The 15,068-nt window shown below is 65.2% G+C and carries 10 protein-coding genes; 6 read left to right on the top strand and 4 right to left on the bottom strand.

Annotation, left to right across the window (positions count from 1 at the left end; genetic code table 11):
- The first annotated feature begins 42 nt into the window (after window positions 1–42).
- Both ATL42_RS01770 and ATL42_RS01765 read left to right on the top strand, forming a co-directional pair.
- The gene (locus ATL42_RS01770; protein ID WP_211281764.1) at window positions 43–1,209 is read left to right on the top strand and encodes a glycosyltransferase family 4 protein; all 1,167 of its coding nucleotides are present in this window, start codon (window positions 43–45) and stop codon (window positions 1,207–1,209) included.
- Window positions 1,206–2,186: a glycosyltransferase family 2 protein gene (locus ATL42_RS01765; RefSeq protein WP_098453879.1), complete on the top strand. Its 981-nt coding sequence runs from the start codon at window positions 1,206–1,208 to the stop codon at window positions 2,184–2,186. Before ATL42_RS01770 ends, ATL42_RS01765 begins: the two co-directional genes overlap by 4 nt.
- Before the next feature lie 27 nt (window positions 2,187–2,213).
- On the opposite strand, the gene ATL42_RS01760 is transcribed toward ATL42_RS01765, so the two are convergent.
- Entirely contained in the window at window positions 2,214–4,733 is a 2,520-nt protein-coding gene (locus tag ATL42_RS01760; RefSeq protein ID WP_098453878.1) for a glycosyltransferase, read from the bottom strand.
- Between the two features lie 158 nt (window positions 4,734–4,891).
- On the opposite strand from ATL42_RS01760, the gene ATL42_RS01755 reads away from it, so the two are divergent.
- From ATL42_RS01755 to ATL42_RS01745, 3 genes are read left to right on the top strand one after another with little or no spacing between them, the layout of a single operon-like run.
- Entirely contained in the window at window positions 4,892–5,797 is a 906-nt protein-coding gene (locus tag ATL42_RS01755; protein WP_098453877.1) for an ABC transporter permease, read from the top strand.
- Window positions 5,797–6,993 carry an ABC transporter ATP-binding protein gene (locus ATL42_RS01750; RefSeq protein WP_098453876.1) on the top strand — a complete coding sequence of 399 codons (1,197 nt, stop codon included), beginning with the start codon at window positions 5,797–5,799 and terminating at the stop codon, window positions 6,991–6,993. Before ATL42_RS01755 ends, ATL42_RS01750 begins: the two co-directional genes overlap by 1 nt.
- The gene (locus tag ATL42_RS01745) at window positions 6,941–8,401 is read left to right on the top strand and encodes a hypothetical protein (protein WP_143556676.1); all 1,461 of its coding nucleotides are present in this window, start codon (window positions 6,941–6,943) and stop codon (window positions 8,399–8,401) included. Before ATL42_RS01750 ends, ATL42_RS01745 begins: the two co-directional genes overlap by 53 nt.
- Before the next feature lie 30 nt (window positions 8,402–8,431).
- On the opposite strand, the gene ATL42_RS01740 is transcribed toward ATL42_RS01745, so the two are convergent.
- The 3 genes from ATL42_RS01740 to ATL42_RS01730 form a co-directional block, all read right to left on the bottom strand.
- Window positions 8,432–11,134 (bottom strand): YfhO family protein, encoded by a 2,703-nt coding sequence (locus ATL42_RS01740; RefSeq protein ID WP_169925314.1) that lies wholly within the window; start codon window positions 11,132–11,134, stop codon window positions 8,432–8,434.
- A 131-nt stretch (window positions 11,135–11,265) separates the two neighbouring features.
- The gene (locus ATL42_RS01735) at window positions 11,266–12,828 is read right to left on the bottom strand and encodes a glycosyltransferase family 2 protein (protein ID WP_098453873.1); all 1,563 of its coding nucleotides are present in this window, start codon (window positions 12,826–12,828) and stop codon (window positions 11,266–11,268) included.
- A gap of 2 nt (window positions 12,829–12,830) precedes the next feature.
- Window positions 12,831–13,856, bottom strand: coding sequence for a class I SAM-dependent methyltransferase (locus ATL42_RS01730; RefSeq protein WP_169925313.1), 1,026 nt, complete (start codon window positions 13,854–13,856; stop codon window positions 12,831–12,833).
- Between the two features lie 167 nt (window positions 13,857–14,023).
- On the opposite strand from ATL42_RS01730, the gene rfbB reads away from it, so the two are divergent.
- Window positions 14,024–15,019 carry a dTDP-glucose 4,6-dehydratase gene (gene rfbB / locus ATL42_RS01725; RefSeq protein WP_098453871.1) on the top strand — a complete coding sequence of 332 codons (996 nt, stop codon included), beginning with the start codon at window positions 14,024–14,026 and terminating at the stop codon, window positions 15,017–15,019.
- Window positions 15,020–15,068: the final 49 nt, after the last annotated feature.

Raw genomic sequence — 15,068 nt, 5'->3', positions numbered from 1 at the left:
CGCCGATCAGGCGACGACGCCGCTGCTCGCTAGGCTGTCCAGGTGATCCCCTCGGATGAAGAGCTCCATGTTGCACTGACGACCGAACAGCTCTGGCAGCCGGTCCCGGGAGGTTCCGGGACCTACATCCGGGCGCTCGCCGCCGAGCTCGCAGCAGCCTCTGGGGTGCAGGTGACCGGGGTGACAGCGCGGCACGCATCGTCCGGCAGCGCCGGCCCGCTGCCGGTCGACCTCGCGTCGTCCCGGCTCCCCCGCGCGCTCCTCTACGAGTCGTGGAGCCGTCTGCGTCGACCGCAGGCGCCGCGCACGGCCGCGATGCGCCGGTCCGGGCGCCGGTACGACGTCGTCCACGCGACCACGTGGGCGGTCCCCCCGCGCAACGCCCCGCTCGTCGTGACCGTCCACGACGTCGCCTTCCTCAGGAACCCTGAGCACTTCACACCGCGGGGGGTCCAGTTCTTCCGCCGCTCCCTGAACATCGTGCGGCACGACGCCGACGTCGTCGTCGTGCCGTCCGAGACCACGCGGTCAGACTGCACGGACGCCGGGATCGATCCGGGACGGATCCACGTGATCCCGCACGGCACCGAGCAGCACGCCCTCGATGCAGCGGGCTCGGCAGCGTTCGCCCGATCGCACGGGCTCGAACGAGACTTCGTCCTGTGGTGCGGCACCCTGGAGCCGCGGAAGAACCTGCCTGCGCTGCTCGACGCCTTCCGGCTCCTCCTCGCCGACGGTTCAGACCTCGACCTCGTGCTCGTCGGGCCACAAGGGTGGGGCGAGACCTCCGAGGATGTGCGACGCGCCGTCGACGCACTCCCCCCAGACCGGCTCCACGTCCTCGGCCGGCTGAGCACAGACGACCTCCAGCATGCCTACGCCGCCGCCCGGGTCTTCTGCTTCCCCTCGCTCTGGGAAGGGTTCGGCATGCCCGTGCTCGAGGCCATGGTGCACGGGACACCGGTCGTCACCTCGCAGGGAACGTCGATGGAAGAGATCAGCGACGGCGCGGCTCTCCTCGTCGATCCCCACGACCCCGCGCAGATCGCGGCAGCGCTCGTCCGCGCCGCCGGAGAGCAGCACGACGCGCTGAGCGCCGCCGGCCGAGCGGTCGCCTCAGCATCGACGTGGCGTCGGAGCGCTGAGGCGCACGTCGAGGCCTATCGCGCAGCGATCAGCTCAGCCCACCAGCGTGGAGCACAGCGATGACCGGCCCGCTGGTCCGCGCCGTCGTCGTCAACTGGAACGGCGCCCACCTGCTGCGCCCCTGCCTGGACTCGCTCCTCGCACAAGACCTCGGGCCAGGTGAGCTCCACGTGCTCGTCGTCGACAACGCCTCGACCGACGGCTCGCTCGCGCTCCTTGCAGAGAGCTACCCGACCGTCGCGGTGAGGTCGATGCCGACGAACCTCGGCTTCGCCGGCGGGGTGTCCGCCGGCCTCGCCGATCTCGACGCACCCTATGCAGCGCTGCTCAACAACGACGCGACCTTTGCACCAGACGCTGTCCGCCTCCTCGTCGAGCACCTCGAGGCGCCCGAGCACGCGCGGGTGGGAGCTGCGACGGCACGCATCCTGCTGACCGAGCCCGATGCGAGCGGCAGGACGCTCGTCAACTCCACGGGGAACGTCCTGACCCGCACCGGTGGAGCGACCGACCGCGACTGGGAGCGACCGGCCGAGGAGACGGTCGCGGCGGTCGAGGTCTTCGGGTTCTGCGGCGGAGCCGCACTGCTGCGCGCCGCGACGCTCACCGACGTCGGATCGTTCGACCCGACGCTCTTCCTGTATTACGAGGACACCGACCTGTCGTGGCGGATGCAGGCCGGCGGATGGTCGATCCATCACGTGTCGACGGCTGTGGCCCACCACGAGCACGCAGCGAGCTCCGACGCCTCCAGCCCCCTGTTTCGCTACTACAACACCCGGAACTCCCTCCTGGTGTACGCGCGGCACGCACCGGCAGGGGTCACTGCTCGCTCGTGGGCACGCCAGACGCTCGCGCTGGTGCGTCACACGGTCGCGCGCACAGAGCCGACGGCCTCGCTGGACGCTCGTCGTCGCGCGCTCCGGGACTTCCTCCGGCTTCTGCCGGCCACGCTGCGCCACCGACGTGACGGGTGGGCGGGGACCAGCCGGCAGCAGCGCCGTGCGGTCTACCGCGCGGGGCTCACGACTGCTCCGTGAACCCCGCGTCAGACCTCGCGCTCCGGGTCAGCCCGGGGTGCCCCGGACCAGACGCTTGAGCCGTCCGCCCGCGCGGCGCGAGAGCTCGACCGGACCACCTGCTGCGAGATACCCCTTGACGAGCTTGACGTCGCGCGACAGGCTCCACTGCTCCTTCGGGTGCGGGTGCGCGACGCGCTCGTCCTTCCCGAACGCCGCAGCGAGGTCTGGTGCCCGGCGCGGGAACCGGCAAAACTCGACGAGCGGCAAGAGCACGTTCGCCCAGCGGTAGTCCTCCGCGAACACCTTGACTGCCGAACGGACGTCGGCGATGGCGGCCTCGTCGAAGAGCATCTCCTCGAGCGCTGCCTCGAGCGCGTCGGCGTCCTCGGGCGGGACCACCCGGCCGAGGTTGTACGTGGCGATGAGCGTGCCGAACGTGTCTCCGCTCGTCGCGACCGTCGGCAGGTTCGCCCACAGGTAGTCGAGGATCCGCGTCCGGAAGCTGAAGGCCGTCTCGACGTGGTGGAAGTGGGTCGAGACCCCGAGGTCCGCGTCGAGGAGGTAGTTCGCACGCTCGGCGTACGGGACCCAGCCGGTGTTGAAGAACACGTGCTTGTCCGTGAGACCGAGCGAGGCCGCGAGCTGCTGCGTCTCCCAGGCGATCTTCATGTCGGGGACCCCGGGGTTCGGGTGCTTGAGGCCCATGAAGTACAGCTTGACCTCAGGGTGGCGCACACGGATCCGGTCCACGGCGCGGATGAGCGTCAACGGGTCGAACCAGTTGTAGACGCCGCCACCCCAGATGATCACCTTGTCGTCGACGCCGATGCCCGGGACCACGCCCTTGATGGCGTGCGTCGCCTGGACAGGGTCCTCGTCGGCGATACCGAACGGCACCACGCTGATGAGGGCGTCGAGGCTCTCGTCCTCGTCGTAGACGAGCGCGTTGACGCGTCCCTGACCCGCCATCTGGCCGAGCCAGAAGTCCCGCTGCTTGTCCGAGGCGCACAAGACGAAGTCAGCACGCTTGAGCTGCTCGTTGAGCACCCGGCTCGTCTCGCGGATCGAGCGGGCGCGCCCGGCCTCGCCGAGGTCCTTCGCCTGCTCCAGCTGCTCGAGGTGCATGGGGTCGTAGACGTCGGCGACGAGGATCTTGGTGCTGTCCTTGAGCCACGGCGCACCCTCCAGGAGGAATCCCTGGAAGATGATGATGTCGGCCCAGTCGGTCTCTTTCTGGAGCTTGGGCCCGACCTGGTAGACCACGTCGAAGTCGTCGCTCGTGACGCGGACGCCCGCGGTGGAGAGCAGACGGACGTCGTGCTCGCCCGAGAGCGCCGTCGCGATCTCCCAGGCGCGGATGGCCGGGCCGGCCATCCGTTCGAGGAGCGGCTCCCCCGTGACGACAAGGATCCTGCTTCGCGACGTGAAGTGCTCGGCGATACCGAACGCCTTGATGAGCACGTCGTGAGCGCTGTTGTAGCCCTCGATCGCGTAGGCGGCCTCGATCGCGTGCCGGAACAGCGGGAAGACCTCGCGGTCGGAGCGGCGACGCTCTGCCTGGATCTGGGCCCGCGACTCGATCAGGGTGTCGAGGTTGTCGGTGAAGTAGTCGATCGCGTACGGGCCGGTGAGCGCCATCTTGTCGATCTCGAGAGTGCCGACGTCGTCTCCGCCGGGCGAGCGCTCGAGGTCGAGCGTCGTCGCGTCGGTTCCCGTCCGGGCGAGCGAGCGACGGACGGAGAGCGCCATCGCCGCCGGGAGCGCCTTCGCGAGCGACTCGTCGTCGAGGTTCTTGTACATCGACATGAGCGCGTTGCGCTCGAGGAGGTACGTCTCGCGGAAGTTGCCAAACTTCTTCATCGTCACGTGGTGCTTGTGGTAAGCCAGCGAGGTCGGCACGTACCGCATGCGGTGCCCGAGGATGTTCAGGCGCCAGCCGAGGTCGACGTCTTCGTAGAACATGAAGAACCGCTCGTCGAAGCCCCCCACGGACCGGTAGAGCGCACCACGGACGAACATGGCGGCGCCGGTTCCGAAGAGGACGTCCTTCGGGATGTCGAACTCTGGGGCGTCGGGCCGCTCTGCCTCGCGCTTGTAGCCCATGCCGTACCAGGTGAGCGAACCGTCGGCGTAGTCGATGAGCTCGCCGTTCCAGTCGAGCACCTTGCTCGCGACCGCACCGATGGTCTTGTCCGACTCGAACGCCTCGACGGCGGCGCGGATCCAGCCTGCCGCCGGGCGCGCGTCGTTGTTGATGAAGGCGACGTACTCGCCCTTGGAATGAGCGACACCGAGGTTGCACCCGCCGGCGAAGCCTGTGTTCGCTCCGGAGTCCACGACGATCGCGTCCGGTACGGCGGCGCGGATCTTCTCGACGCTGCCGTCCTGGGAGTCGTTGTCGATGACGATCAGCTCGAACAGGTCCCGCGGCCAGTCGATCTCGTCGAAGTACTTCAAGCACGTGATCGTGTCGTCTGCGCCCTTGTAATTCACGAGGATCACGGAGACGAGCCCTGGCTGGAGGCCGCCCTTCGGCTCAGCGAGCGGCTGTGTTTTCGATGACACGCATCCTCCAGGATGTCGAGGTCGGAGCGAGCGCGGGAGCTGCTCGGCTGGCAGACGTTTTATCGTAGCCGGGTGGCACAGAGTCTCACCCCACTCTGTGTATTGTGACTCTCGCTGCCTCCGCCTGTGCGGGGACCACGCCGATAGCGAAGGACACCATGACAAGCACGCAGCAGGACCGCGCCGCAGCGCTCGAAGCCCAGCCCCTGCGGACCGCAGGTCCGCGCCTCGGGTTCGCGTCCGGGACCTGGTCCTCGATCACCGACATCCTCGGGCAGCGCGAGCTGCTCGACATGCTCATCCGGCGCGAGCTCAAGGCCCGCTACAAAGACAGCGCGCTCGGCTTCGTCTGGACGCTCATGCGCCCTCTCGCGATGCTCCTCATCTACTACATCGCCCTCGGCAAGTTCATGGGTGCGGCGCGCAACATCCCCGACTTCGCGATCTTCATCTACGCCGGCCTGACTGCGTGGAACTTCTTTGCCGAGGCCCTCTCTGCGGGCACCGGCTCCGTCGTCGCGAACTCCGGGCTCGTCAAGAAGGTCTATCTCCCGCGCGAGATCTTCCCGCTCAGCGCGATCGGGTCGGCTCTCTTCAACTTCGGGATCCAGCTCGTCATCCTCATCCTCGCCACGGTCGCCCTGGGGCACTTCCCGACCGGGACCCGGTGGGGATACTTCGTGCTCGCGACGATGATCATCGTGCTCTACGGCACGGCGCTCGCTCTCCTCCTCAGCGCGTGGAACGTCTATCTGCGAGACATCCAGTACCTCGTCGAGATCTTCGTCATGATCTTCTTCTGGGTCTCGCCGGTCGTCTACTCCTGGGAGCTGTTCGCCGACGAGGTGAAGAGCACCATGCTCCACGAGCTCTACCTCGCGAACCCGATCACCCTCGCGGTCCTCGGGTTCCAGAAGACCTTCTGGGTCTCGGGTGACGCCAAGCCGTTCCCCGACGACATGTACACCCGCATGGGGATCGCGATCATCGTCGGCGTCCTCCTGCTCTGGCTGTGCCAACGGGTCTTCGCCCGCCTGCAGGCCAACTTCGCTCAGGAGCTGTGATGACCACCGTCGTACAAGTCGAGAACCTCTCGAAGCACTTCGTCATCCGCAAGGAGAAGTCGCTCAAAGAGCGCGTCGTGAACTTCGGTCGCTCGCGCGCGCACCGCGAAGACTTCTGGGCGCTCCAGGACATCAGCCTGGAGATCGCGTCAGGGACGACCGTGGGCCTCATCGGCCCGAACGGCTCGGGGAAGAGCACCCTGCTCAAGATGATCGGGGGGATCCTCCAGCCGGACACCGGCTCCGTGAAGATCCGTGGACGCCTCGCTGCGCTGCTCGAGCTCGGCGCCGGGTTCCACCCCGACCTCACGGGACGGGAGAACGTCTACCTCAACGCCTCCATCCTCGGGCTCTCACGGACCCAGACCGACAAGCACTTCGACGCGATCGTCAACTTCTCGGGCATCGAGCAGTTCATCGACACCCAGGTCAAGTTCTACTCGTCAGGCATGTACGTCCGCCTCGCCTTCGCGGTCGCCGTCCATGTCGACCCGGACATCCTTCTCGTCGACGAGGTGCTCGCCGTCGGCGACGAGCCGTTCCAGCGCAAGTGCCTCGAGCGAATCCGCGAGTTCCAGTCCGAAGGACGGACGATCGTCCTCGTCACCCACGGGCTCGACCAGGTCGCGGAGTTCTGCGACCGGGCCATCGTCCTCGAGAAGGGCAGGATCGTCACCGACGACCTGCCCCGCGTCGCCCTCCGGTCCCTGCGCGCCGACTTCGAAGAAGCACGCCAGGAAGAACGCGACCGAGCCCACGAAGCCGAGTCGTCGGAGACACGGGTCGGCCGCGCACGGTTCACCGGTATCGCGCTCCAGTCCGACTCCGGTCAGTCAGGCCGCCCCGTCCTGGCGCGCAGCGAGGGGCTGTACGTGACCATGCAGATCGAGACGGACGCGCACCTCTCGGACGTCATCGTCGAGATCGGGATCGCGACTCCCCTCGGCACCTCCATCTACTCGACGTCGTCCATGTTGCTCGGTGCCACGGGCATCACGGTCGACGGAGTGAGCCGGTTCCAGGTTCACCTGGACTCGCTCCAGCTCGGCGAGGGTGAGTATTCTGTCCAGGTCGGCCTCACGACAGCCAGCGGGCAAGAGATCCACAGGGTGCCTGAGGCAGGCCAGTTCAGCATCGACGGTGATGGACGGTCGCTCGGCGTCGTTCATGTGGATGCACAGTTCGCCGTCCTCTGACACCTCAGTTCATGCAGTTGAATGGAGACCCGTGTCACGGTTGAGCGCCAGAGAAGAACTCGTATCCACCGCCCACGAATCCTGGGCGTGGCTTCGAGCTGATGGCGCACTCCGGACGACGTTGACCTGCGCGGCCTATGTCCTGATCAGCCTGCTCATCGGGCTCGTCCAGATCCTGCGCGAGCCCCAGCTGTCTCCATACGACGAGGCCGTCCATCTGGACTATGCGTGGAAAGCCAGCTCGGGTGAGCTGCCCTTTCCAGGCTCGCCGATCTCGCCGACGATGCTCGACGCGTGGTCGTGCCACGGTCAGGCGAATGCCACTCTCCCTGACTGCGGCTCCGGCGCGCCGAGCTCCGAGTATCCCGCTCGGGGCGAGAACTACCTCATGCATCCGCCGACGTTCTATCTCATCAGCGGGTACCTCGCACGGTTCATCCTCGCGGTCTCACCCGTTGACGACTTCGTCACCGCGGCTCGATTCACAGGGCTCCTCTGGTTGGCCGCTGGCATGATCGTTCTCTACGCAGCACTCCGCGCCTGGGGAGTGCGGTGGACCATCGCTGCTCCGATCGCCATAGTTCCCGTGACGCTCCACATGACCTTTCAGGTGTCAGCATCGCTCAACAACGATGCAACAGCGACGCTCGCTGGTGCGGCAGCGGCGTTTCTTGCCGCCAGGGTTCTGCGCAACCACCGCTTCGGCGTGGTGCTACCTGTGCTGCTGACGACGTTCCTTGTGAGCACCAAGATCCTCAACGCCATACCTCTCCTGGGGGTAGCTGTAGCGATCATCCTTGCGTCCCTGCTCAACCGCGGCTCGAACCGCTGGCCGGGGCTACGGCAAACGCTTCCGGTGTCGTTGGCGATCTTGGCAACGACAGTCGCCGTCCATGCCTCGTGGTCGATGTATCGCTCTGCGACCAAGGTCGACGGTTGGGTGAGTCCAGTGAGTGGCGAGAGCACTCTCGAGATTCGCGGAACGCCTGTCGGCGAATGGCTCGAGACTGCATTCGACGGGATACGAGGACTGACCTATGGGCACGCACCCGGCAATATTCTTGTCTCGGCGAATATCCCGTGGGTTGAGCTGCTGAGCCCTCTGCTGCTCGCTTCCGTGTTCATATGCCTAGTCATATTTACGACCTCTGACGAACGCTGGTTCGTCCCGGCCGCAACGGTCATCGGCATGCTCGGCCTACCGCTGGCGGTGCAGCTGCAGGTCTACCTGATCACCGACGGGACCTACTACTTTCCCAGCATCACGTCTCGGTACAGCCTCAGTCTCGTGGCGTTGCTCATCGTCTGTGGAAGCCTCGTTCTCGAAGAACGCCAATGGGTTCGACCTGTATGGGTCATGACCACTATCGGCCTCGTAGCAACCACGATGGCGGTCAGTCTTGGCTAGACGGTCGCTCAGGTGACCTGCGGTGTCGCCTCAGACTGAGCGACGCCGCCTCCTCTCCACCCCGGCAATCAGACCACATATCACGAGGGTCATGATCGTCGTCCCAGTGACTATCACGCCCGTCCGTAGTCCTGGTGTTTCGTAGGACAGAAGCACCGTGTGCACGCCCTCGTCGACAGGGATCGCGACAGCCGCGTGATCGGCGGGTAGCAGGTCAGTATCTTTCCCGTCGACGGTAGCCGTCCAGCCACCGCGCTGGAGCGAATCTGCGACAACGACCCACCCAGGGCCCTTCGCATCGACCATCGCTTCGACGTGGTTCGTATCATTCTCAATCTCCGTGACTACGGCTTCGCCCCCCGTGCCGGTCGACGCATCTGCCTCATCCTCCAGGATGACGACGGAAGCTTCGTACGTACCCGAGGCCATAGCGCGAAGACGTGCGTCCTCGTCCTCGATCACCGTCGCTTCCGAAGCCCAGCGCACCCTGTCGAGCGCACCTGTGCGCTCGTAGATCGTGGCGTCGCCGGTGTGGACGACACGTACCGCGTCGTCCACGGGGCGGACCACATCGATCGCTAGCGCACCGCCAGCGTCGACACCGACGGTCCCGGTCGCGTCCAGATCATCGACCGTCACCTCGATCCGCCAACGCATGGAGGCTGGGATCTGGTCTCCCGCCAAGGCGACCCACTGGTTCGGACTCAGGTGCACGGCCCACGTCTCGTTCTCGGCGAGAACAGCACCGTCCGCCTCGGCTACCACTCTGACCTGCAGCGTCGATCCGTCGAGATCCTCGCGGTCCTGGGTGATGGACTTGAGCAGCACTCCCCGCAACGGACCGGATTCGACAGATCCTTGTAGCGGAGCATCGCGGTCTAGCGTTGCCTGACTCTCCGGGGCAGCGCCAGCGTCCACGGCCCCAAGGATCTCAGAGTTCGGGTCCGCGACCACGTAGTCGACCGCGAGCCGGTCCAAGATCGGCGACTCAACCGTCGACGCGAGATTTTCCTGTGAGATAGAGGAGTAGGTGGTGCTGAGGAAAGCGCTCGGATCGGCGGCGATGATGAGTTCCTTCCACTCCGGAGAGTGGAACGCATGGCCACCTAGAGTCCGTAGCTTGTAGAAGGTATTGGTTCCCGGCAGCGCCGTCTGACCGACGGGTGTGTACCTGTTGCCGTCGAGATTCTCCTCAAGGAACGTGTGGGCACCCGTCACCGGGTAGAACGTGTCCGAGGCCGAACGTGCCCACCACGTCGTGGTTACCGCCAGAGCCGGTATGACGACGACGATCGGCGCGAGCACACCTACGACGACCCGTGCCGAACGCACGAAGAGTGCGGCCAGCACAGCAAGCGCCAACAGGACTCCAAGTGCACCGATCTGCACCGTCGATCGTCGGACGTCGTCGATCGCTTCAGCTGGGACCAGAAAGAGTGTTCGGCGCACCACGACGCTAGCGGCTATCGCGAGGACGAGGACTGTCATCCATCGAATCGCGGCCGTGCCGCGAGCAGCGAGCGGTCCAGCCCAGAAAGCCGGCACGCTTGCCGATCCCGATACGATCCGACCGTAACCATAGGCAGCGAGGACCGCGACGAAGAAGCCAGTCATGACTCGCAAACGACCGATGAGGTTGTTCGAGAAGATCGGGAGGTGCTGGACGAGGCCAAGCAAGGGTCCACCCACGTACACCAGCAAGAGACTGAGCAAGGCTGCGCCCCCGAAGAACCAGAAGAGAATCTTCTCCGGCTTGTCGCGCGGTCGCGAGAGAATCGCGGCCCCTACGAGCACTAGCGCACCTACACCAAGGTATGAGAAGTTCTCAACTGGGTTAAGGTCCGGACTCCATTGGTCGCGGTTGCCTGACCCGCCGAGAATACTGGGGACAAGCGACGTCGCCAGGTCCGCCAGAGACAGATGGCTATCAGAATTCTGCGCGCGTGAATCAAAGTCGATCACGGTGGTCGCGTTGTAGAGGAAGGGGACCATCTGCCAAGCAGCGAGGAGGAACCCTAAGACTACTCCCGTGATCGCGATCACGAGCGAGCAGATCCGATCCTTCCACGGCCGGTGGCCGACCAGCGTCCTGACCACGGCGAATGCGCCCGCCCCATACAAGGCGTAGGCAGTCACAGCAGGAAACCCTCCGAGGAGCATCGCACCGACGACCAGCCCCACCGGAATGGCACTCCGTGGCCGCCGCCCGACAACGGCTCGATCGACTGCCCAGAAGAGCAAGGGGATGAGCGCAGCGACGCGTGTGTGCTGCCAGTTGGTCCATGCGACGAGAAATCCGCTCGACGCATAGATGACGGACGCGATGGGCCATGCTGCGGACGGAATCCTGAACCGACGGAGCAGGAGGGCCATGCCGATTGTGATCGTGACGATCTCGAGAACCTTGATGACGGCATTGGCGTAGCTCAGTGGGAGCACCCATCGAGGGATGGAGAGCGGCGAGAACATTCCCGAATTCGGCAAGCCGCCTATCTCGACCCCGCCAGCCTGATAGGGGTTCCACTGTGCGAAGAATCCCTCCTTGGCAGAGGAGACGAGCAGCTCAGACTGCGGCATGCCCGAGTCGATCGTGTCACTTATCCAGAGGTTCTCTCGAACCTCGACCGATTGCGTATCGCTCTTCCACGGTGGGAGCGAAGCCATCAGGTCGGTGCCGATGAAGACACCGTTGCCGACGAGCGGCGGCCCGACACTGAGCAGCGTGAAGAGCACGAGTGCCGTCCACGAGACGATGCTCGCCAGCGACGGCCGGCGCCTCACACGCTCAGGCCGAACCGGACCCGTGGTTCCAGATGGGACTTCAGGAGACGCGACGAGACCGTTCTCACCGGGTGTAGCAGAGGTCATCGGACTTCAGGCAGGTAAGCATCGTCGTCAGGACCGAACCAGCGTCGCTTCATGATCTCGTGCTCCCACGGATGCACCACGGCTACTCGCGTCTGAGACTCGAAGTGATAGGCGGTTGGCTCGTTGAGCCACACCAGGCGAAGCCCCTCTCGTCGAATCTTGAACGAGAGGTCCACGTCGTTGTAGTTCACGGGCAACGACTCGGCCATGCCGCCGACATGGTCGTACGTTGTCCGGAGCATGGCCAGGCAAGCCCCCGTCAACGCTGAGACCTCACGGTTGACGGTGAGCGCCGTAAAAGGCCCGTAGTCGTCTCCTGGAACCCGGTGGAAGGCGTGAGCGTAGTCGTTGCCATAGAAGACGAGCCCGGCGTGCTGGATCGTGTTGTCCGGGAAGAGCAGTCGAGCACCGGTCGCCCCGACACCGCTCTCGAAGAGTGGGGCGGCGAGCTGTGGGAGAAACCCCGGAGAGCTGATCTCGATGTCGTCGTTGAGCAACAGGACCACTGAACCGAAGGACGCTGCGACGCCGATATTGCACTTCTCGCTGAAATTGAACGGCTTCGCGTACTCGACCAGGGTGAGCCGTCGGACCCCGAGTCCACGAAGCTCTTCGAGAACGTGGGCTGGAGTACTGGTGTCGTAGACGACGACCACCTCGACGTTGTCGTGGCCTCCTCGCTCTACGACAGATCGCACGGCATCGACCACGAAGCACCGGCGCTCGCCCCACACGAGTCCTTCTCCACCCCTGGTAGGAATGACCACGCTCAGCAAGACGTCCTCATCCAGGTGCCGGTCGATGCGATAGGTACCTGTGCCGCGGCCAAAGCTCACTTCGCCGCGGATGCCCACGCGATCGATGTGCGCCTGAACCGCTTTGCGCCCAGCGATCCACGCATACGGCTTGGCGTCAGGATCACCGGCCGCAGACCCGGGGACGACCCGCCAGTGGTACAGCACCTCGGGGACATGAACGACCTCACGAGCCTGTTCGGTCACACGGAGGACGAGGTCATGATCCTGCGACCCGTCAAAGCCCTCATGGAATGCACCGACAGCCTTGACGACCGAGGTCCTCAGGACGGAGAGGTGGCTGGTGTACATCTGCCCCCGCAACCGTTCCGGAGACCAGTCTGGTTTGCGGAACGCGTCGTAGAAGTTGCCCTTGTCGTCGAGCTTGTCTTCGTCCGAGTAGAGATAGTCCACCTCTGGGTGGGCCTGGATGGCTTCCACCATCACCCGGAATGCATGCGGTTCGAGCAGATCGTCGTGGTCGACGAGCACCACAAACTGCCCACGAGCCCGCTCGATCCCATCATTCGAGGCCTTGACGATGTGGCCGTTCACCTCGCGCTCGATGACAACGAGCCGAGAGTCCTCAGCAGCCGCCCGACGAAGCACCTCGCGCACCTGTGGATCGGGAGAGACGTCGTCGACGAGGATGAGCTCCCAGTCTTGGAAGCTCTGCTCGCGGACAGACTGGATCATCTCGATGAGAACGTCGACCGGTGGGTTGTAGACAGGGGTGACGACAGAGAAGAACGGTGCCTCGGTCATCGTCAGCGTGACCTCGGGGGACGGATCGTCGAGACCGGGCGTAGAACGAGGCTCCCGACTCTCCACGTGGCGGACTCCTGCATCCGTTTGCGGTCTTCCATCGCTTCTGCGAAGTGCGTCCGCGCTTTCTCGGCCTCGAGCTCCGCCTGGCGGGTGGCACGCTGAGCGTGCGCAACCACAGCATTTGCTCGGACGACGGCGGCCTCGAGGCCGATGATGTGGTCACGGATCGTGAGGAGGCGGTAACGCACCTCACGGTCTTCTTCCATCCGCTCGGTGTGGACGTCGCGGAGCCGCACCTCGTCATCAGGTGCAGCCGGCTCCAGCGTTGTCACCATGCCTGGTTCCTCGCCGTCCCGAGGCCTGCGAGCGCGAAGGACGAACTGGAAGTCGAGCGCGTGAGGCTGGTGCCTGACCCACTCGACGATCGTCGCGGGCAGGGCGGCGGCATCCACATCGACCATGGCGTTGAGCGGGTCAGTGGTCGTCGACCGCGCGACCTCGATGACCAGTCCGGCGTCCGCCAAGAGCTGGACCAAGCTGTCGAACGTGAAGAACTTCAGATGGGTCCGGTCGAGGAGGCCGACGTCGGTGTAGTCCCATCGGCCCTGGAGAAGAGCAAGGCGGAGGGACCCATGGGCAACATTGGGGATGGACACGACGATCGTCCCGTCGGCAGCGAGCACCTCGAGCGAATCGCTGAGAACCGCAGCGGGATCTAGGACGTGCTCCAAGACGTCGGCGAAGACGACGACGTCGAACTCCCCCTTCGTGAACTCGTCCGAGAGACGCACCTGGTTCAGGTCGCCGACGACGAGCCGCGACAGCACGGGCTCGGCCTCGCGTGCCGCTTCGGGGTCGACCTCGACTCCGGAGACAGTGCAGCCACGCTCGATGAGCTGCCGGGCCAGGTACCCGGTAGCGCACCCGACATCGAGGACTTTCTTGTCCTGTCCGACGAGCTCGATGACCTGTGTGTGGCTCAGGTTCGGGTTGGCGGTGTCAATTTGTGCTTCGTACCGTGTCACGTGCATCCTGCCGCTCGGAGAGTGGTGAGCCGTCGGTGGGCATATACCTGTTGCCTAGACAGCGACACACTACCCGAGCCCAGCATCTTCGCCGCGTGGAGTTCTCGATCGATCGCGATCCCGCTTCGGTACGCTTGCAGCCGAAACACCTATCTTGGAGGAAACCCATGCGTCTGCTCGTCACCGGCGGAGCCGGCTTCATCGGCTCGAACTTCGTCCACCAGACCGTCCGCGACCGCCCGGACGTCCAGGTCACCGTCATCGACGCCCTGACGTACGCCGGCGACCGGACGTCGCTCGCGTCCGTGGCGGACAAGATCACTCTCGTCGAGGGCGACATCACCGATGCAGAGCTCGTCGACCGCCTCGTAGGAGAGTCTGACCTCGTCGTGCACTTCGCCGCCGAGTCGCACAACGACAACTCGCTGTCGAACCCGTGGCCGTTCGTCCAGACGAACCTCATCGGGACGTACACGCTCCTCGAAGCCGTCCGCAAGCACGAGGTGCGCTTCCACCACATCTCGACCGACGAGGTCTACGGCGACCTCGAGCTCGACGACCCGGCAAAGTTCACGGCAGAGACGCCCTACGCCCCGTCGAGCCCGTACTCCTCCACGAAGGCCGGCAGCGACCTGCTCGTCCGCGCATGGGCACGGTCCTTCGGCATCCAGGCCACCATCTCCAACTGCTCGAACAACTACGGGCCGTACCAGCACATCGAGAAGTTCATCCCTCGCCAGATCACCAACCTCATCGACGGCATCAAGCCACGCCTCTACGGCAAGGGTGAGAACGTCCGCGACTGGATCCACGTCGAGGACCACAACTCGGCTGTCTGGACCATCATCGACAAGGGCGTGATGGGCGAGACGTACCTCATCGGCGCTGACGGCGAGAAGAACAACCTCGAGGTCGTCCAGTCCCTCCTCGTCGCCTTCGGCCTCGACAAGGACGACTTCGACCATGTCAAGGACCGTCCAGGCCACGACATGCGCTACGCCATCGACTCCACCAAGCTCCGTACCGAGCTCGGCTGGGAGCCGAAGTACACCAACTTCGCGGAAGGCCTCGCCGCCACCGTCGAGTGGTACAAGGCGAACGAAGCCTGGTGGCGCTCGGCCAAGGCCGCCACCGAGGCGAAGTACGCCGCCGCGGGTCACTGAGCAGCACCCACCGCACCAACCGCGGGGTGGCCCAGGCATCGCCCGGCCC

This window comes from Sanguibacter antarcticus, assembly GCF_002564005.1.
Classification (GTDB): Bacteria; Actinomycetota; Actinomycetes; order Actinomycetales; family Cellulomonadaceae; genus Sanguibacter; species Sanguibacter antarcticus.
The sequence above is the reverse complement of the archived record's forward strand: the minus strand, read 5'-3'. Positions and strand labels throughout refer to the sequence as shown.